The 19,192-nt window shown below is 57.4% G+C and carries 21 protein-coding genes; 5 read left to right on the top strand and 16 right to left on the bottom strand.

The features are described 5' to 3' along the window. The 4 genes from thyA to rppH all read right to left on the bottom strand — a co-directional run. On the bottom strand, positions 1-744 hold a 744-nt coding region (gene thyA / locus DBR30_RS19115; RefSeq protein WP_108588479.1), incomplete at its 3' end, for a thymidylate synthase. After that, entirely contained in the window at positions 744-1,568 is an 825-nt protein-coding gene (gene lgt / locus DBR30_RS19110; protein ID WP_031227775.1) for a prolipoprotein diacylglyceryl transferase, read from the bottom strand. The genes lgt and thyA, both read right to left, overlap by 1 nt. 67 nt (positions 1,569-1,635) lie before the next feature. Next, complete coding sequence (gene ptsP, locus DBR30_RS19105; RefSeq protein WP_005348914.1) at positions 1,636-3,915, bottom strand: phosphoenolpyruvate--protein phosphotransferase; 2,280 nt, start codon at positions 3,913-3,915, stop codon at positions 1,636-1,638. Positions 3,916-3,929: 14 nt separating this feature from the next. Beyond that, positions 3,930-4,457, bottom strand: a complete 528-nt coding sequence (gene rppH / locus DBR30_RS19100) for an RNA pyrophosphohydrolase (protein WP_005340421.1) — start codon at positions 4,455-4,457, stop codon at positions 3,930-3,932. Positions 4,458-5,190: 733 nt separating this feature from the next. On the opposite strand from rppH, the gene mutH reads away from it, so the two are divergent. Together mutH and DBR30_RS19090 are read left to right on the top strand one after the other, a co-directional pair. Next, positions 5,191-5,865: a DNA mismatch repair endonuclease MutH gene (mutH, locus tag DBR30_RS19095; protein WP_108541561.1), complete on the top strand. Its 675-nt coding sequence runs from the start codon at positions 5,191-5,193 to the stop codon at positions 5,863-5,865. Between the two features lie 80 nt (positions 5,866-5,945). Further along, a complete protein-coding gene (locus DBR30_RS19090; protein WP_005348910.1) occupies positions 5,946-6,269 on the top strand; it encodes an isoamylase early set domain-containing protein in 324 nt (107 codons plus the stop codon). A 108-nt stretch (positions 6,270-6,377) separates the two neighbouring features. Here DBR30_RS19090 and rplS read toward each other — a convergent pair whose 3' ends face one another. The 5 genes from rplS to ffh all read right to left on the bottom strand — a co-directional run bounded on the left by rplS (position 6,378) and on the right by ffh (position 9,884). Then, complete coding sequence (gene rplS, locus DBR30_RS19085; protein ID WP_005313505.1) at positions 6,378-6,725, bottom strand: 50S ribosomal protein L19; 348 nt, start codon at positions 6,723-6,725, stop codon at positions 6,378-6,380. Between the two features lie 32 nt (positions 6,726-6,757). Further along, positions 6,758-7,507: a tRNA (guanosine(37)-N1)-methyltransferase TrmD gene (gene trmD / locus DBR30_RS19080; protein ID WP_005340400.1), complete on the bottom strand. Its 750-nt coding sequence runs from the start codon at positions 7,505-7,507 to the stop codon at positions 6,758-6,760. Between the two features lie 34 nt (positions 7,508-7,541). Further along, the gene (gene rimM, locus DBR30_RS19075; RefSeq protein WP_108541560.1) at positions 7,542-8,063 is read right to left on the bottom strand and encodes a ribosome maturation factor RimM; all 522 of its coding nucleotides are present in this window, start codon (positions 8,061-8,063) and stop codon (positions 7,542-7,544) included. A 24-nt stretch (positions 8,064-8,087) separates the two neighbouring features. Then, on the bottom strand, positions 8,088-8,336 hold the full coding sequence (gene rpsP, locus DBR30_RS19070) for a 30S ribosomal protein S16 (protein WP_005340392.1): 249 nt from the start codon (positions 8,334-8,336) through the stop codon (positions 8,088-8,090). Positions 8,337-8,513: 177 nt separating this feature from the next. Then, positions 8,514-9,884, bottom strand: coding sequence for a signal recognition particle protein (gene ffh, locus DBR30_RS19065; protein ID WP_108541559.1), 1,371 nt, complete (start codon positions 9,882-9,884; stop codon positions 8,514-8,516). Between the two features lie 209 nt (positions 9,885-10,093). On the opposite strand from ffh, the gene DBR30_RS19060 reads away from it, so the two are divergent. Both DBR30_RS19060 and DBR30_RS19055 read left to right on the top strand, forming a co-directional pair. Next, entirely contained in the window at positions 10,094-10,882 is a 789-nt protein-coding gene (locus DBR30_RS19060; protein WP_005340390.1) for a cytochrome C assembly family protein, read from the top strand. Positions 10,883-10,924: 42 nt separating this feature from the next. Further along, positions 10,925-12,205: an HlyC/CorC family transporter gene (locus DBR30_RS19055; RefSeq protein WP_005348906.1), complete on the top strand. Its 1,281-nt coding sequence runs from the start codon at positions 10,925-10,927 to the stop codon at positions 12,203-12,205. A gap of 40 nt (positions 12,206-12,245) precedes the next feature. Here DBR30_RS19055 and DBR30_RS19050 read toward each other — a convergent pair whose 3' ends face one another. After that, complete coding sequence (locus DBR30_RS19050) at positions 12,246-12,716, bottom strand: Rrf2 family transcriptional regulator (RefSeq protein ID WP_108541558.1); 471 nt, start codon at positions 12,714-12,716, stop codon at positions 12,246-12,248. A 111-nt stretch (positions 12,717-12,827) separates the two neighbouring features. On the opposite strand from DBR30_RS19050, the gene hmpA reads away from it, so the two are divergent. Next, a complete protein-coding gene (gene hmpA, locus DBR30_RS19045) occupies positions 12,828-14,021 on the top strand; it encodes an NO-inducible flavohemoprotein (protein ID WP_108541557.1) in 1,194 nt (397 codons plus the stop codon). 99 nt (positions 14,022-14,120) lie between these two features. Here the strand turns inward: hmpA and DBR30_RS19040 are convergent, their stop codons facing one another. From DBR30_RS19040 to DBR30_RS19015, 6 genes are all read right to left on the bottom strand, one after another. Beyond that, positions 14,121-14,705: a tetratricopeptide repeat protein gene (locus tag DBR30_RS19040; protein WP_108541576.1), complete on the bottom strand. Its 585-nt coding sequence runs from the start codon at positions 14,703-14,705 to the stop codon at positions 14,121-14,123. A 395-nt stretch (positions 14,706-15,100) separates the two neighbouring features. Beyond that, positions 15,101-16,036, bottom strand: coding sequence for a malate dehydrogenase (gene mdh / locus DBR30_RS19035; RefSeq protein ID WP_108541556.1), 936 nt, complete (start codon positions 16,034-16,036; stop codon positions 15,101-15,103). A gap of 221 nt (positions 16,037-16,257) precedes the next feature. Continuing rightward, entirely contained in the window at positions 16,258-16,920 is a 663-nt protein-coding gene (artM, locus tag DBR30_RS19030; RefSeq protein ID WP_108541555.1) for an arginine ABC transporter permease ArtM, read from the bottom strand. A 3-nt stretch (positions 16,921-16,923) separates the two neighbouring features. Further along, positions 16,924-17,574, bottom strand: a complete 651-nt coding sequence (artQ, locus tag DBR30_RS19025) for an arginine ABC transporter permease ArtQ (RefSeq protein ID WP_043826111.1) — start codon at positions 17,572-17,574, stop codon at positions 16,924-16,926. Positions 17,575-17,577: 3 nt separating this feature from the next. Then, complete coding sequence (locus DBR30_RS19020; protein ID WP_108541554.1) at positions 17,578-18,315, bottom strand: transporter substrate-binding domain-containing protein; 738 nt, start codon at positions 18,313-18,315, stop codon at positions 17,578-17,580. A gap of 24 nt (positions 18,316-18,339) precedes the next feature. Continuing rightward, entirely contained in the window at positions 18,340-19,080 is a 741-nt protein-coding gene (locus DBR30_RS19015; protein WP_108541553.1) for an ATP-binding cassette domain-containing protein, read from the bottom strand. Positions 19,081-19,192 lie beyond the last annotated feature (112 nt).

Below are 19,192 nucleotides of genomic sequence, written 5' to 3'. Positions count from 1 at the left end.
CTCGAAATCCTCGAACTTGTAGTCGAAGATGGAGTCAGGTTTGCGCTTGATCACCAGGGTCGGCAGCGGGCGCGGCTCGCGGGAAAGCTGCAGCGCAGTCTGCTCCATGTGGTTGGAGTAGAGGTGCACATCACCACCGGTCCAGACGAAGTCACCCACTTCCAGATTGCACTGCTGGGCCATCATATGGGTCAGCAGGGCATAGCTGGCGATGTTGAACGGCAAGCCGAGGAACACGTCACAGCTGCGCTGGTAGAGCTGGCAGGAGAGCTTGCCGTCCGCCACATAGAACTGGAAGAAGGCGTGGCAGGGAGCCAGCGCCATCTTGTCCAGTTCACCCACGTTCCAGGCGGATACGATGATGCGGCGCGAATCCGGGTTGTGCTTGATGTCATCCACCGCCTTCTGGATCTGGTCGATGACAGACCCGTCAGCGGCAGGCCAGGAGCGCCACTGAGCGCCGTAAACCGGCCCCAAATCGCCATTTTCATCGGCCCACTCATCCCAGATGCTGACGCCATTTTCCTTCAGATAGGCGGTATTGGTATCGCCATTGAGGAACCAGAGCAGCTCGTGAATGATGGAGCGCAGGTGGCACTTCTTGGTGGTGACCAGCGGAAAACCCTCCGCCAGATTGAAGCGCATCTGATGGCCGAACAGGGAGACAGTACCGGTGCCGGTACGGTCTGACTTGACGGTGCCCTCATCGAGGATTTTCTGCATCAGGTCGAGATAAGCTCGCATTATTTCGCCTCCTTCACGGCATTACCGAACAACTGCGGACGCTTGTAGGCGGCCCAAATCATCAGGGCACCGGCGATAATCATCGGAGTGGAGAGGATCTGGCCCATGCTGATCTCCTGGAAGTAGAGACCAAGCTGGCTGTCCGGCTGGCGCACAAACTCCACCAGGAAGCGGAACAGGCCGTAGAACAGCAGGAACATGCCGGAGATGGCGCCGCGCGGCGGATTCTTGCGCCAGAACAGGTTAAGGATGATGAACAGCACCACCCCTTCCAGCGCGAACTGGTAAAGCTGGGAGGGATGACGCGGCTCGGGGCCAGCCTCCGGGAAGATGATGGCCCAGGGCACATCGGTAACCCGGCCCCACAGCTCGCCGTTGAGGAAGTTGCCGATCCGGCCAACGCCGAGACCAAACGGAATGAGCGGTGCCACAAAGTCGGCCACGGTGAAGAAGTGGCGCTTGGTCTTGTGGGCAAACCAGATCATCGCGGTGATTACCCCGATCAGACCACCGTGGAACGACATACCGCCGGTCCAGATCTTGAACAGGTAGGTGGGATCCGCGAGGAAGAGATCGAAGTTGTAGAACAGCACGTAACCGACACGGCCACCGAGGATCACCCCGAGGAAACCGTAAAACAGCAGATCCGACACTTCGTTGCGGGTCCAGCCGCTGTTCGGTGCATCGGCGCGACGGCCAGCCAGCCACATGGCAAAAGCGAAACCGAACAGGTACATGAGACCATACCAGCGTACCGATAGTGGTCCCAAACTGAATGCTACGGGATCAATCTGCGAGAAAACCCAATATCCATCGTGCTGCATATGCGGCCCCAGTCAAAATAAAAGCCGCATTTTCCGATCATTCGTCAGCAGGGACAAGGCATGATTATCAATCACTCTGTTTCGATTTATGACCGGCTCGCAGCAAACCGCCCAAACCATGCTCCTCCAGATAGCGGGCAAACAGGCCGCGCAGCACGTGGGGATTGTCATGCTTGAGGCCATCGGCCATCAGTTCGGTCAACTCGCTCAGGGTGGATTGACGCAGCACGTACTTGATCCGGGCGATGTTGTGGGTGTTCATACTGAAGCGGCGATAGCCCATGGCCAGCAGCAGCAGTACACCGACCGGATCACCGGCCAGCTCGCCACAGACCGACACCGGCTTCTGATAGCGGTGGGAGGCATCAACCAGCTGTTGCAAGGCGCGGATCACCGCAGGATGGAAGGCGTCGTAGATGTTGGCAACCCGGGAGTTGTTGCGATCCACCGCCAGCAGGTACTGGGTCAGGTCATTGCTGCCCACCGACCAGAAGTCGATGAGCGGCGCCATCTCCGGCAAGATAAAGAGGGCTGAGGGCACCTCGATCATCACCCCGAGGCTGGGATAGCGGATCACCGCATCGCGGCTCGCCGCCTCTTCCGACACCTCTCGCCACGCCTGATCCAGCAGACGACGGGAGGCCTTGATTTCGCTGACGCTGCTGATCATCGGCAGCATGATGGCCAGATTGTCCAGCCCTTCACTAGCCCGCAGCATCGCCTTGAGCTGCACCAGAAACAGTTCGGGATGATCCAGGGTGATCCGGATCCCCCGCCAGCCAAGGAAGGGGTTTTCCTCGACGATGGGGAAATAGGGTAACGGCTTGTCGCCGCCCACATCCAGCGTCCGCATGCAGACCGGCCGGTTGCGGTAGGTCTCCAGAATGCCGCGATAGCGGGCAGTCTGTTCCCACTCGGAGGGGAAGCTCTCCTGCAGCATGAAGGGGATCTCGGTGCGATAGAGACCGACACCGTCCGCCAGCTGATTGAGGGAGATCTCGGTATCGGCACTGAGACCGGCGTTGAGCAGCAGGGAGACCTTGGTGCCGTCGGCCGTCTCGGATGGCAGGTTATCGACGCTGCGCACCAGGGTATCGAGCGCCCGCTCTTCGCTCAGCAGCTGACGATACTCGGTCAGGATCACCTGATTGGGTTCGATGAAGAGATCGCCGCTGTAGCCATCGACGACCAGCATGCGACCACCGATGTCGCCGAGGGGCAGATCGACCCCCATGATGGCAGCCACCCCCATGGCGCGGGCCAGAATGGCGGCGTGGGAGTTGGTCCCCCCCTTGAGCGAGACCACCCCGGTCAGATACTCGCGGGGCACTTCCGCCAGAATGGTGGCGGTCACCTCGTCGGCAACCAGCACCACCGGCTCGCCGATGGAAATATGCTCCGGTTCATTCTGCACCAGTCGGCTGATCAGCCGCTGGGCAATATCCTTCACGTCGGTGGAACGCTCCTGCAGGTAAGGATCCTTCATCCCCTTAAACTGCTCGATCAAGCGATCGCTGATGAGCTTGACCGCAGATACCGCAGTCCAGTGCTCCTTGCTCACCTTGTTGCGAATGGGCTTGATATAGCCGGGATCGCTGAGCAGATGGAGATAGATATCGAAGATCGCCACCGAATCCTGGCTGTAGCTCTCGCGAAAACGCAGCGCCAAACTCTCCAAGTCGTGACGCACCTCCTCAACCGCCAGCTCCAGCCGCGCCAGCTGGCTGGCATGGTCTTCATCCTTGCGCGGGGTAATGGACGAGAGCGCCTTGCGGGGCCGCCACACCCAGGCCTTGGCCATGGCGATACCGCTGGCACCGGCAATACCGCGCAGCGGCTTGCTCCAGTCGGTCTTCTGCAACCACCCCTTGGCCTGCGCCTGGGCAATCCGCGCCGCCAGCTGGGCCGCCAGGGTGACCATGAAGGACTCTTCCCCCTCATCGAAGCGGCGACTCTCCTTCTGCTGCACCACCAGAATGCCGACCACCTGACGCTGATGCATGATGGGAGCGCCGAGGAAGGAGCGGAACGCCTCTTCGGCCACATCGGGCAGGAATTTGAAACTGGGATGCGCGGGGGCATCAGCCAGGTTGATCAGCTCTTCCCGCTGACCCACCAGACCGACGATGCCCTGCTCGTAGGGCAGGGTCACCTTGCCGACTGCGGACGGGGCCAAGCCGTCGGTAGCCGCCAGGCGATAGCGGCGCACCTCGGGTTCCGAGACATAGACAGAGCAGCAGTCCACTGCCATGGCGTGCCGGGTCTGGCTCACCAATGCCTGCAAGGCCTGCTCGAGGGTATTGGCCTCGGCCATGCTCTCGACGATACGTCTCAGTTCCGTTAACAACTAATCTGTGCTCCTTAACGGGCGCGATTGCGTCGCCCATCCTTCTTGTTGACCTGCACTGCCGGCACTGGCATCGCCAGCGGGGCAAACTCTTTCATGACCCGGCGGTAAACCTCCCGCTTGAACGAGACGACCTGACGCACCGGGTACCAGAAGCTGACCCAACGCCAGTCGTCAAATTCGGGATGGCCATGACAGCCGAACTGGATCCGCGACTCCTTGCCCGAATTCAGCTGTAACAGGAACCATTTTTGTTTTTGGCCAATACAGACCGGTGAACTGTCCCAGCGGACAAGACGTTTGGGTAAACGGTACTTTAGCCAGTTACGACTGGTGGCCATGATGGTCACATCTTCGGGCTTGAGGCCAATCTCCTCATACAGCTCTCGATACATGGCCTGCTCTGGCGTTTCACCATCATCAACCCCCCCCTGCGGAAACTGCCAGGAGTGCTGCCCATAGCGTTTAGCCCACAACACTTGTCCTTCACGGTTACAGATCACGATACCGACATTGGGACGAAATCCGTCGCCATCAATCACGTGATCACCTTATAAAGGCTGAATCTATAAGGAGATTGTTCCACATTCACTCCGTGGCAGCAAACAAGGAGTGAATCCCCTGTTTCATGAATAACTTTCGATTTCAAACATACTTATAAACAAATCCAAGGATCCGCGCCCCCAAGTTGCCCACCCAGGCTGTGCATAAAGCTGTTAGCAAACGGGTATATACAGTACTTTTTAACTGTACGCGAAAAGTGCCCCTCCGTATCACCACGCGACATAAAATATAAAAAATCATTATTTTTTATAAACTTGAGATAAGACAACTGGATCTAGATCCATGTTCCCCCAAGAGTCAGATCCATGATCCGGATTGTGAACAAGTTCAACTGCTCAAAGATCCACCGCGGCGAAATTATCCACAGGAGTGGCACAATATCTACCCCGTTTACCCTGTAAAAATGGGGTGGCATTCACAATTTTTTGTAACATATCAGCGACTCCAACCACTTTCATCCACTTATCCAAGATTTCTGTGGATAACTGTGTGTAACATCATGCACAAACCCTTGGACAACTATTTCGAGGTCAAACCAGACCAGGATCACTACTCGATAAAATAGACAAAATCCTTTAAAATCATAGTGATGAGCTGATATCCCCCAAATTCTCTGCATTTGATCTTATCCACTCAGGATCGGTTATAAAAACAGCGATCCTTCTCGGGATCCTCCCCTGTTAGAATATGGCGAGCAAGATGGAGCCAACTATGCCAAGCAATCCCCAATCCGAGCAGGAGTTATTGAGCCGCGCCTATGCCATGGCCGGCTTCACGCTGGCGCAGCTGGCCGCCGAGGCTGGCGTCGCTGTGCCCAAAGACCTGCGCCGTGACAAGGGGTGGGTCGGTCAGTTGATCGAGCTGCAACTGGGAGCCAGCGCAGGGAGCAAGCCGGAGCAGGACTTCCCGGAACTGGGGATCGAACTCAAGACGATCCCCGTGGATCCTCAAGGCAAACCGCTGGAGACCACCTTCGTCTGCGTTGCCCCGCTGATCGGCGTCAGCGGCCAGCGCTGGGAGGAGTCCAACGTGCGCAACAAGCTCTCCCGGGTGCTCTGGATCCCGGTGGAAGGCAGTCGCGAGATCCCGGTTGGCGAGCGGCGAGTCGGCATGCCACTGATATGGAGCCCGAATGAAGAGGAAGATCGGCTACTGCGTCAGGACTGGGAGGAGCTAATGGACATGATAGTGCTGGGAGAAGTGGAGCAGATCAGCGCACGCCACGGCCAGGTGATGCAACTGCGGCCCAAGGCGGCCAACAACAAGGCGCTGACTCGCGCCATCGGCCGCGATGGTCAACCCATCATGACCCTGCCCCGCGGCTTCTATCTCAAGATCGACTTCACCCACAGTTTGCTGCAACGCTATTTTGCCTTGCCGACTTGATCTGTCTTATCAACATCTTTGTCATATGGTGGTATAAAAATAGACAGGAGCCATTTTTAACTCACAGACAAGGAGGCGTCATGCCACTGATCAAACAGTTTTTGAAGTCCAAGCCCGAGGTCAAGGTGACCTTTGCCGTAGAGAAAGAGGCAGCAGCAGGGGCGGAACAGGTGATGCTGATCGGCGAGTTCACCCAGTGGCAACCGGTCGAGCTGAAACGCATGAAGAGCGGCGAGTTCAAAGCTACCCTCAATCTGCCGACCGACGGCCCGGGGTACTTCGAATATTGCTACCAGCTCATCACACCGGCAGGGGAAACCCTCTACGAGAATGACTGGGCAGCGGATGACTATGTGCCAGGCCCCTTCGGGCGAGACAACTCGGTAGTTCGGGTCATCCAGTAACGGCTCCCAGATAGCCAATAGACGGATACAAAAAAGGCTCGCCATTGGCGAGCCTTTTCACTACCTGTCGAGCTATTTGCCGACATACCGACACCAATTCGAATCGAATTAGTTGAGCTTCTCTTTGATACGAGCAGCTTTGCCGGACAGGTTGCGCAGGTAGTACAGTTTGGCGCGGCGAACATCACCACGACGCTTCAGTTCTACACTGTGGATCAGCGGAGAGTGAGTCTGGAATACACGCTCAACACCTTCGCCGTTGGAGATCTTGCGAACGGTGAAAGCAGAGTGCAGACCGCGGTTACGCTTGGCAATAACGATGCCTTCGAAAGCCTGCAGACGCTCTTTACCACCTTCTTTAACACGAACTTGAACACGTACAGTGTCGCCCTGGGCAAAAGCCGGGATGTCGGTACGCAGTTGCTCTTGTTCAAGCTGCTGAATAATCTTGCTCATTGTCTTTCCTTACCTAGGATAAACTGAAAACTCTACTTAACGCTGTCACGCACTTCGCGGACATACTCGGCAAGAAGTGATTCTTGCTCGTCAGTCAGAGCTAGGTTGTTAATAAGTTCCGGCCTTCTTTGCCAGGTCCGTCCGAGCGATTGCTTGAGACGCCAGCGTCGAATCACTTCGTGATTGCCGCTTGTCAGCGCCTCGGGCACCGCCAATCCATCCAACACCTCCGGCCGAGTATAGTGGGGATGATCCAGCAAGCCATCCGTGAAGGAGTCTTGCTCGGCACTGGCCTGATCACCCAAAACCCCCGGGACCAGACGCGAAACCGCATCGATCAGGGTCATGGCAGGCAACTCGCCACCACTTAACACGTAATCCCCGATAGACCACTCTTCGTCGACTTCGGTTTGTATCACGCGTTCATCGATACCTTCGTATCGACCGGCTACCAGAATCAGTTTCTGATTCGTCGCCAACTCGGTTACGCCCGCTTGAGTCAGCTTGCGTCCCTGAGGAGAGAGATAGATGACTTTCGCCCCGTCTCCCGCCGCTTGCTTGGCTGCATGAATCGCGTCACGCAGCGGCTGAACCATCATTAACATGCCGGGCCCACCACCATAAGGACGATCATCGACCGTACGGTGTTTGTCGTGGGTAAACTCCCGGGGGTTCCAGCACTCAATCTGCAGCAGGCCACTCTTGACGGCCCGACCCGTTACCCCGTGCTCGGTAATGGCTCGGAACATTTCAGGGAAGAGGCTAATGACCCCAATCCACATAAGAAACCTCCGGCACCCGTGTTAGCGCGGGAAACTAGAAACCAGGATCCCAATCAACTTCGATTGTTCGAGCAGTCAGATCAATATTCTTGATCACCTGCTCTTCCAGGAACGGAATCAACCGCTCCTTTGCACCAAAGGCATCTTTTACATTGGCCTCAACCACCAACACATCGTTGGAGCCGGTTTCCATCAATTCGGTCACCTTGCCCAAGTCGTATCCCTTGGTGGTCACCACGGAGCAACCAATCAGGTCACGCCAGTAGAACTCACCTTCAGGCAACGCAGGCAACAGATCGGCGGGTACGCCAATCTCGACATTGATCAATGCCAGGGCATCTTCGCGCACATCGATACCATCGAGTTTGCAAATCAGACCCTTGTTGTGACGTTTCCAGGATGAAACCCGAATTTCACGCCACGCCCCGTTCTGATTAATCAGCCAGGGGTTGTAATCGAAAATCGCTTCGGCAACATCGGTGAAGGAGTTCACTTTAAGCCAGCCCTTGATGCCATAAACGGTACCCAGGGTGCCCAGAACTACAGGTTTTTCCACCTTAACTCCTTACCGTTGGGCTGATTAAGCAGCTTTTTTAGCGTCTTTGATCAGCTTGGCAACGCGGTCAGAAACAGCGGCACCAGTAGCAACCCAATGCTCGATACGAGCCAGGTCCAGGTTCAGCTTTTCAGCTTGACCAGCAGCAACCGGGTTGAAGAAACCAACGCGCTCGATGAAGCGACCGTCACGGGCGCAACGGCTGTCAGAAACTACTACCTGGTAGAACGGACGCTTTTTCGCGCCACCACGTTGTAAACGAATGGTTACCATATCGTCCTCATTAACATCTAATGAACAAGGCCCGCAAACACGCGGACCCTAGCTTAAAATAAGCCGCGTAATTCTACTTGGATTCGTAATAATTGCAACCAAGCCAGCCATTTTTTGCGCAGAGCGGCAATGAAAAGGGGCCTGCCGCAGCAGGCCCCCATCAACACGCAGGCCGGATCAGAAGGGGCCGCCACCGAACCCGGGGGGCATCATGTTCTTCATCTGGCTCATCATCTTGCGCATGCCGCCCTTGCCGGACATTTTCTTCATCATGCGCTGCATCTCGGTGAACTGCTTGAGCAGCTTGTTCACATCCTGCACCTGCATGCCGGAACCTGCGGCGATACGGCGTTTGCGGGACCCCTTGATGAGATCGGGATGGGCGCGCTCCTTGGGCGTCATGGAGCTGATGATCGCCTCCATTCGCACAGTGAGCTTGTCATCCATCTGATCTTTAACGTTATCCGGCAGCCCGGACATGCCGGGCAGCTTGTCGAGCATCCCCATCATGCCGCCCATGTTGCGCATCTGGGCCAGCTGCTCGCGGAAATCTTCCAGATCGAAACCCTTGCCACTCTTGACCTTGCTGGCCAGCTTGGCCGCTTTCTCTTTATCGACGTTGCGCTCGACCTCTTCGATAAGAGAGAGCACATCGCCCATACCGAGGATGCGGGAGGCGAGACGATCCGGGTGGAACGGCTCCAGCGCATCGGTCTTTTCACCCATACCGATAAACTTGACCGGCTTGCCGGTGATGTGACGTACCGACAGCGCGGCACCACCACGGGCGTCGCCATCCGCCTTGGTGAGGATCACACCGGTAAGCGGCAGCGCTTCGTTGAACGCCTTGGCGGTGTTGGCGGCATCCTGACCGGTCATGGCATCGACCACGAACAGGGTCTCAACCGGCTTGATGGTGGCATGCAGATCCTGAATCTCGGCCATCATCTCGCTATCGACGTGCAGACGACCGGCGGTATCGACGATCACCACGTCATAGAATTTCTTGCGCGCCTGATCGATAGCGGCGGTGGCGATATCGACCGGCTTCTGGCTGGCATCGCTTGGGAAGAAGTCGACGCCGATGTCGCTGGCCAGGGTCTCCAGCTGCTTGATCGCCGCAGGGCGATAGACGTCGGCACTGACCACCAGCACCTTCTTCTTGCTGCGCTCTTTGAGCAGCTTGGCCAGTTTGCCAACCGTGGTTGTCTTACCGGCACCCTGCAGACCGGCCATCAGGATGATGGCGGGCGGCTGGGCAGCCAGGTTGAGCTGTTCGTTGGCCTCCCCCATTACGGTGACCAGTTCACCGTGCACAATCTTGATGAATGCCTGGCCCGGGCTCAGGGATTTGGCCACCTCCTGCCCGACTGCGCGCTCTTTGACACGCGCGACGAAATCCCGCACGACCGGCAGGGCGACATCCGCCTCGAGCAGCGCCATGCGGACTTCGCGCAGGGTTTCCTTGATATTGTCTTCGGTCAGGCGACCACGGCCACTGACATTGCGCAAGGTGCGCGAGAGTCGTTCAGTCAAATTCTCAAACATGACGGATTCCGGTTCTTGGCGTAATAAATTGGGGGCATTATAACCCAGAGCGGGCGCGAGGACGATTATTCACCGCACCGCAGCAGCAGGGAGCTTCTCCCTATACCCTATATATGGGCAGATCGGCCGTTGCACAACTGGCGAGCACTTCTCGTGCAAGGTATACTGCCCCTCTTACCCTCAAAAGCTTGTGCAACAACGACCTGGTTATGATCGTAATCTCTGTTCTGGCCCTGGCGTTTTATCTGCTGGCCATCATCGCCTCCCTGCATCTGTTACTGAGCGCCAAGCCGGTGGGACAGCGCTCCCTGTTTGCCTGTATCGGATTGGCCCTGATCGCCCACGCCAGCGCCCTCGGTTCAGAGGTATTGCAGAGTTACGGCCAGAACCTGAGCATGCTCAACGTTGCCTCGCTGGTCAGCCTCATCATCAGTTGCTTCATGACTTGCGTAACCCGACGCTTCAACGGCTGGATCCTGCTGCCGGTGGTCTACAGCTTCTCGGCCCTGTTGCTGGCTGCCAGCGCCTTGATCCCGGGTCGCTACATAACCCATCTGGAGGCCCATCCCCAACTGTTGCTGCACATCGGCCTCGCCCTGATGGCCTACTCGGTATTGATGATCGCCTGTCTGTTTGCGCTGCAGCTCGCCTGTCTGGACAAGCAGCTTAAATCGAGAAAAATTAGCAACCTGCCAGCCATGCCGCCACTGATGACAGTGGAAAAACGGCTGTTTCAGTTGATCTCTGCAGGGGTGCTGCTACTGACACTTTCCATCGCCTCCGGCCTCTTCTTCCTCGAAGATATGTTCGCCCAGGGCAAGTCTCACAAGGCAGTGCTCTCCATCCTGGCATGGTGTGTCTACGTGTTGCTGCTGTGGGGTCATCACACCTATGGCTGGCGCGGCCGCAAAGTCATCACACTCAGTCTGATCGGCAGCTTCATCCTGACTCTTGCCTACTTTGGCAGTCGCTTCGTCAAAGAAGTGCTGTTGAGCTGACACCTATACTCTTTTAGCCATACCATCCAACAGGAGCCCTTTTTGGACAGCATCTCAACGAGTACATTACTGATTGTTCTCGTTATCTTGATCCTTCTTTCCGCCTTTTTCTCCAGTGCCGAAACCGGCCTGATGTCCATCAACCGCTACAAGCTGCGGCATCTGGCACAGACCAAACACAAAGCCGCACGTCGCGTCGAGCAACTGCTCGCCCGCCCCGATCGCCTGCTGGGTCTGATCCTGATCGGCAACAATCTGGTCAATATCCTCGCCTCCGCCATCGCCACCATCGTCTGTATCCGGCTGTTTGGTGATCTCGGGGTCGCCATTGCCACCTTCGGCCTGACCCTGGTGGTACTGGTATTCGGTGAAGTGACCCCCAAGACCCTGGCCGCCATGTTTCCGGAGAAGATCGCCTATCCCGCCTCCTGGATCCTCAAGGGGCTGATGGTGCCGCTCTCGCCGCTGGTCTGGCTGATCAACGGCATCACCAGCGGCCTGCTCAAGATGCTGAAGATCAATCCCAACAAGGATGACTCCCTCAACACCGAGGAGCTGCGCACTATCGTCAATGAGGCGGGTAACCTGATCCCCCAACGTCATCAGGAGATGCTGTTGAGCATTCTGGATCTCGACAAGATGCTGGTCGAGGACATCATGGTGCCACGCAGCGATATCTACGCTATCGACATCAACGATGACTGGAAGAGCATCCAGCGCCAGCTGGCCCACTGCGCTCACACCAAAATCCTGCTCTATCGCGACAATATCGACGACGTTGTCGGCTTTTTGCACGCGCGCGATGCCCTGCGGCTGGTAGCCAGGGATCAGTTCAACAAATCGAGCCTGTTGCGGGAAGTGGACGAGATCTACTTCATTCCGGAAGGAACGCCGCTCAACGTGCAGCTGGCCAAATTCCAGCGCAACAAGGAGCGAATTGGCCTGATCGTCGACGAATACGGCGACATTCAGGGGCTAATCACTCTGGACGATATTCTGGAAGAGATCGTGGGCGACTTTACCACCTCCATGACGCCTGCGCCGAGCGACGAGATCCACCCCCAGTCAGATGGTTCTTATCTGGTCGAAGGCTCAGCCAATATTCGTGAGCTGAACAAGGAGATGAACTGGCATCTGCCCATCGATGGCCCGCGTACCCTCAACGGCCTGATCCTCGAATATCTGGAGGAGATCCCCCAGCCCAACATCGGGATCCGGCTGGCCGGTTATCCTATCGAGATCCTCGATGTGGAGAACAACATGGTCAAGATGGCGCGGATTATGCCGGCATCGTACCGGGCGGAATCGGATTCGCAAGATTGAAAAAGGGCTGCCAGTGGCAGCCCTTTTCTATTGCTCATCGTCACTGTTCATCTTCATCATCCGGCTCCAGCACCAGCGTCGGGATCAACTCGCCAAACACCCTCTGTAGCTCGTCACGGTTGGCCAGCAGGTCTTGCAGCGTATAGCTGTCCATCACCGCCAGAAACGCATCCATCGCCTCTTTCAGCACACTCTTGAGCAAACAGACAGAGACGATGTGGCAAGCGGGCGAGCCGCAGTCAATGCCGTCCAGATTGCCTTCCAGCGCCCTGATCACCTGCCCGATATTGATGGTGGCGGGATCGCAAGCCATACGAATACCGCCATTCTTGCCCCGCTGGGATTGCAGATAGCCCAGCTTCACCAACTGATTGACCACCTTCACCATGTGGTTGCGGGAAACGCCATACAGGGCCGATACCTTGGCAACGCTCGACAACTCCCCTTCCGGCAGGGTGGCAAGATAGAGCAGGGCTCTCAATCCAAAATCTGTATAACTGGTTAGTCTCATAAAACCTGATTAGCGCGATGCGAAAAGTGGAGTATTGATTCAAATCAAATAAACATCTAGGATGCCACTTATTAAATGACATTTTATATGTTCAATTAGAACGAGGCCCCTATGCTAGATCAAACCACCGTTGCCGTCATCAAAAGCACCATTCCGCTGCTCGAATCGGCAGGCCCTGCCCTCACCCAGCACTTCTACCAGCGGATGTTCAGCCATAACCCGGAGCTGAAAGATATCTTCAACCTGGCCCACCAACGCAGTGGCGGCCAGCCGCTGGCCCTGTTCAATGCAGTCGCCGCGTATGCAAAGAATATCGACAATCTGGGGGCGCTCGCCGGTGCGGTCGAGCGGATTGCGCACAAACATACCGGATTCCTGATCCAGCCGGAACAATATCACATTGTAGGTAGTCATCTCTTGGCCACGCTCAAAGAATTGGGCGGAAGTGCGGTCACCGATGAGGTGCTGGAGGCATGGGGCAAGGCATATGGCGTGCTGGCGGACATCTTCATCGGCCGCGAGCGGGAGATCTATCAGGAAAAGGCCAATCAGGATGGCGGCTGGCAAGGTACCCGCACCTTCATCATCAAGGAGAAGCGAGCCGAGAGCGACCTCATCACCTCCTTCCTGCTGGCGCCGGAAGATGGCAAGCCGGTACTGACCTTCAAACCGGGCCAATACCTCAGCATCAAGCTGGTTCACCCCGAGCTGGAATATCAGGAAATCCGCCAATACTCCCTCTCCGATGCCCCCAACGGGCAGGATTACCGCATCAGCGTCAAGCGTGAGCCACAGGGTCAGGTCTCCAACCTGCTGCACGATCATCTGCAGGCGGGTGACAAGATCGAGGTGATGCCCCCCACTGGCGATTTCTACCTGAAAGCCGACAGCCAGACCCCGGTCGTACTGCTCTCCGCCGGTGTCGGCGTGACGCCGATGATGAGCATGCTCAACCAGCTGCTGGAAAGTGCTCATCAGGCCGAGATCACCTGGCTGCACGCCTGCGAACAGGGTGCTGTACACGCCTTCCGGGAGGATATTCAGCAAAAATCCCGCCAGCATCCCAACTTGCTGAGCCGGATCTGGTATCGGGAGCCGGAGGCCAGCGATGTACAGGGTGAAGATTACGACCTAGCCGGCACCATGGATCTGACTGCCGTGAAGGAGCGCATCACGCCAGAGGCCCACTACTACTTCTGTGGCCCTGTCGGCTTCATGCAGGAGATCAAGCGGCAGCTGCTAGCGGCTGGAGTGCCAGCGGGGCAGCTCCATTACGAAGTTTTTGGCCCCCACCAAGATCTCTAAGGCGCGGGCAGCCATATAACAGAGGGAGGCTCCGGCCTGTCATGGCACGGCGGCTGGAACCGGACCCACAGGTGCAGATCTGTGGGTCATTTTTTTGGATCAGTGCATCGCCTTGGCGCGGGCCACCACGTTGGCCGGCATCCTGTTGCCAAGACGGTTGAGCAGACTCGCCGCCTTCTGGTGCAGCACCTTGTCACCTATGACGGAGCCATGGAGCCAGCGATAGGCGTCCTCATAATCGAGCGGACTGCCCATCCCCTGCAACAGCATCTCGACCCACTCGATGCGAGCCCGCAGAAAACCGAGGCTGGCCGCCTCGCGCATCAGGGTCTCGGCTCGCACCAGATCCTTCTGCACCAAAGTTCCTTTCCAGTAGTAGCGGCCCAACTGCTCCAGCGCCGGAGCCAACCCCTGATTGGCCGCCTCCCACATATATTGCACCCCGATCTCGGCATTGGGTTTGGTACAGACACCCCACGCCAGCATATCCCCCCAGAGGAATTGATAGGCCGGGATCTTCATCACCGAGGCGCGCGCTTCGATATCCTGAGTCAGCTGACAGCGATCCTGTTTAACCTGAGTGAGGTGGCGCCCCTGCTCAATCCAGTTGAGCAGCTCGTCCTGACGATAGAGCGGCACCGCCTGCAACTCGCCAGCGGCCAGAGGTGCGGGAGGCGCCACCACAGCGGCAGACTCCGCCGGTTTTGGCAGCGGCGCGGCCCCCTCACCACTGCTGGCAACGGGCGTGACCGGCTCGGCCGGAAGCAAGACGGGGACTGCCTCAGAGGGCGCTGGCGTAGCAGCAGAGACAGGGGCCGTTGCCACCGCAGCACTGCTTGCTGTCGGTGCCGATGCACTTGCTGCAGGCGCATCGCTCGATACAGCAGCCGATACCGCCTCGGCACCATAGAGGGGCGCGGTGAATGCACCGACAAGAATGAGTAGGGTAAGGGGTTTCATCATAAGGATCTCCTGCTGCACTCTGTTATCGGCACCAAGCCCCATCCCCTTAGCCTTCCGGGCGGATCTCATCAATACAAAAGGGAGCCGAAGCTCCCTTGTTGGCACGGTTGACCCGCTTACTTGACGAAATCGACACCCAGCTGGATATCGGCTTTCAGGGTAGCCAGCATGCCTTCCATCGCTTCCTGCTCGAACACGCTCAGCTTGCCGTAATCCAGTACGGTCTCGACGCCATTCTTGCCCAGCAGTACCGGCTGCGCGAAGAAGGTGGCGTGCTCGCCGTTGCCCTCCACGTAGGCGCACTCAACAACGTTGGCTTCGCCCTGCAGACCCTTGATAAGGGAGAGACCGAAACGGCAAGCCGCCTGACCCATGGAAAGGGTCGCAGAACCGCCACCGGCTTTGGCTTCCACCACTTCGGTACCGGCATTCTGGATGCGCTTGGTCATGGCTGCCACTTCTTCAGCAGTGAAGGAGGCACCTTCAATCTGGGAGAGCAGCGGCAGGATGGTGACGCCACTGTGACCACCGATCACGTTGACGCGTACTTTGTCGATGTTCAACCCTTTGGCAGCGGCCACGAAGGTCTCGGCGCGGATCACGTCCAGAGTGGTGACACCGAACAGGCGACGCTTGTCATAGACACCGGCTTTCTTCAGCACTTCGGCGGCGATAGCCACAGTGGTGTTGACCGGGTTGGTGATGATGCCGATCAGTGCTTTCGGGCAAGTGGCCGCGCACTTCTCGACCAAATTCTTGACGATACCGGCGTTGATATTGAACAGGTCGGAGCGATCCATCCCCGGCTTGCGTGCCACACCGGCGGAGATCAGCACCACATCGGCCCCAACCAGCGCAGGAGTCGGATCTTCACCGCAGAAGCCCTTGATGGCGACGTCGGTAGGAATATGACTGAGGTCAACGGCCACACCCGGGGTAACCGGGGCGATGTCATACAGGCTCAGCTCGGAGCCGGCCGGCAGACGGTTTTTCAACAGCAGAGCGAGGGCTTGACCGATGCCACCAGCGGCACCCAGAACGGCAACTTTCATGATCAACTCCATGTTTAAGCGTAGGTTTAAGGTTGTTTGTTGTTGTGCGCCCAACCTTAATGGATCCCCCCATAAAAAACAATCTGATAACAGTTGCAGTCACGGGTTCTGTGAGCCACGAAACATGCGGGAGCAAAAATTGGAGGGAAATACAAAAAGTTGGAGGAGAAGCACAGTTTTTCTGCACTTCTCCTTACCATAAAGAGGTAGATCTGAGGGTCTCAGGATTGGAATGCCAGCGCCCGTTTTTCACACCAGCGAAAACCAATTGTTAACAATCCGTTCATCGCCAGATAAAGCCCACCAGCCACCCCGAACACAGCCAGGGTATCGTAGGTCTGGGCGTTCAAGCCCTGCGCCAGCCCCATGATGTCCATGATGGTGATGGTACTGGCGAGAGAGCTCCCCTTGAGTACCAGGATCACCTCGTTGGAGTAGGCAGGCACCAGATGACGGGCGGCATGGCGCACCTTCATCCACAAGGTCTGGCGGCCGTTAAAACCAAGCGCCCGGCACGCCTCTACTTCACCGGCCGGGATGGCATCGAGCGCCCCCTTGAACAACCGGGTGGAGTAGGCCGCCGTGTTGAGACCCAGCGCCAGCACTGCGCAGAACCAGGGCTGCTTGAGCAGCGGCCAGAGCGGGCTGGCTTTCAGCCACTCGAACTGGCCCGGCCCGTAGTAAATCAGGAAGATCTGGATAAGCAGCGGCGTACCGGTAAAGAGCAGCACCCACAGTTGCACCAGCTGGGTCGCTACCGGCAGGCGCAACTCCAGCACCCAGGTCATCAGGGCCGCCAGCACAATCCCCAGCAGCAGGCTGAACAGGGTCAGTTCCAGCGTGGTGACCATACCGCCCAGCAACGTAACGAGATACTCTTGCATCAGTTAGCCTCCGTAGCGGCGGGTGTAGCGGGCAGCCAGCCCGAGGCCATATTCACTCACCAGACTGATGGCCAGATAGATGAGGGCCGCGGCGGCATACCAAGTGAACGGCTCATAGGTACTGGCCGAGGCCATCTGCGCCTGACGCATCATCTCGTTGACCCCGATAAGCGACACCAGCGCAGTATCTTTCAGCAACACCAGCCACTGGTTGCCGAGGCCCGGCAGGGCATGACGCCACGCCTGCGGCAACACGATGCGAAAGAAGATGTGGCTCTTGCTCAACCCCAGCGCCAGCGCCGCCAGCCGTTGACCTGAAGGCACCGCATTGAGCGCCGCCCGCAGGGTCTGGGTCGCATAGCTAGCGAACAGCAGGGAGAGCGCCAGCACGCCACAGGCGAACGGGCTGAACTCCACATACTCGCCAGTGATGAGGAACAGCACCTGGGTCGAGCCGAAGTAGATGAACAGCACCACCAGCAACTCGGGCAGGCCACGGATCAGCGTGGTCAGGGTGGCCACCGGCCACACCAACGCACGCTGCTTGCTGAGCTCGGCGGCACTGAACGCCAGTGCCAATACCATGCCCCCGACCAGTGATGCCAAGGCCAGCCCGAGGGTCATCCAGGCTGCATCCAACAACAGGCTCAACATGGCTTACTGCGCGAAGTATTTGTCGAAGATTTTCTGATAGGTGCCGTTGGCCTTGATCTCGGCCAGCCCCTTGTTCAGCTGGGTCAGCAGCTCCTGATTGCCCTTGGCGACCGCGATGCCAAAGCCGGTATCGAAGTACTTGGCATCCGTCACCGGCGCACCCACCACCGCATACTCCTTGTGCTGCTTCAGCCAGTCGGCAGCAACGGCAGTATCGGCAAACACGCCGTCGGTACGGCCATTCATCATGTCGAGGAAGGCGCTCTGGTAGCTGGCATAAGGCACGGTCAGCAGGCCCTTGCTCACCCAGTTATCCACCAGATAGGACTGGTGAGAGGTGCCGTTCTGCACGCCGACAGTCTTGTCGACCATCTCTTCCGGCCCCTTGAAGGTCCCTTTCTTGGCGACGAATACTGCCGAATTCTCGTAGTAGATGTCGGAGAAATCGACCTGCGCGGAGCGCTCCGGGGTCACGTCCATGGCAGCGATGGCAGCATCATAGCGACGGAATTTCAGACTGGGGATCAGGCTGTCAAAGGCCTGGTTGTGGAAGCTGCACTCCAGCTTGGCCTGCTCGCAGATGGCGCGGGCCAGATCGATGTCAAAACCCTGAAACTCGTTCTTGTCATCCAGGTATTCGAACGGCGCGTAGGTGGCCTCGGTGGCGAACTTGATCTCTTTGGCCATGACGGAGGTACTCAACAGGCCCATGGCAGCAACCAACAACAGACTCTTTTTCATGACAGCTTCCTTATCGATTCAATATCAATGCATCAAGAATTCGGCAAACCGGCTGGTTTGCGGGGATTGGAAAATGGCGGCGGTGCCGGATTCGATGATCCGCCCCTTCTCCAGATAAATCACCTGGCTGGCCACCTTACGGGCAAAGTCAACCTCGTGGGTCACCACCACCTGGGTAATGCCGGTCTGGCTCAGGTTACGGATGATCTCGGCCACCTCTTTGGTGATCTCGGGATCGAGGGCGGCAGTCGGCTCGTCAAACAGCAGCACTTCCGGGTCCATCATCAGGGTACGGGCAATGGCCACCCGCTGCTGCTGACCGCCGGAGAGACGGGCAGGCCAGGCATCGCGCTTGTCGGCCAGTTGCAGCTGGGCCAGCAGATAGGCCCCCTTCTCGATGGCGGCCTCCTTGCTCATGCCGAGCACCTTGACTGGCGCTTCAATCAGATTCTCCATCACAGTGAGATGTGGCCAGAGATTGTACTGCTGGAACACCATGCCCACCTTGCGACGCAGCAGTTGAGACTGGCGGTTGAATTCGGTAGCAGAGAGGGAGCTCGGGAAAGAAAATTCACTTTCACCAATCCGCAGAACACCCGCATCCGGGGTATCCAGCAGGTTCATCATCCGTAGCAGGGAACTCTTGCCAGCACCGCTCGGGCCCAGCAACACCAAGGTTTCACCGGGGGATGTCCGAAAGCTGACCTGTTGCAGAACCGGCACCTTGTGCCAGGACTTCTCGATACCTATTAATTCAATACCCATACAGCCTAATTGAATAAGTTTTCAAAATTTCATCCCGATTCTATCCCTAATAAAGGTTGATGCAAGCCATTTTTGAATCAATATGCAGAACAAGCGCCGCTTCCTTGCAAAA

The sequence above is a fragment of the Aeromonas sp. HMWF017 genome, assembly GCF_003061465.1.
In the GTDB taxonomy this organism is placed as follows: domain Bacteria; phylum Pseudomonadota; class Gammaproteobacteria; order Enterobacterales; family Aeromonadaceae; genus Aeromonas; species Aeromonas veronii.
The sequence above is the reverse complement of the archived record's forward strand: the minus strand, read 5'-3'. Positions and strand labels throughout refer to the sequence as shown.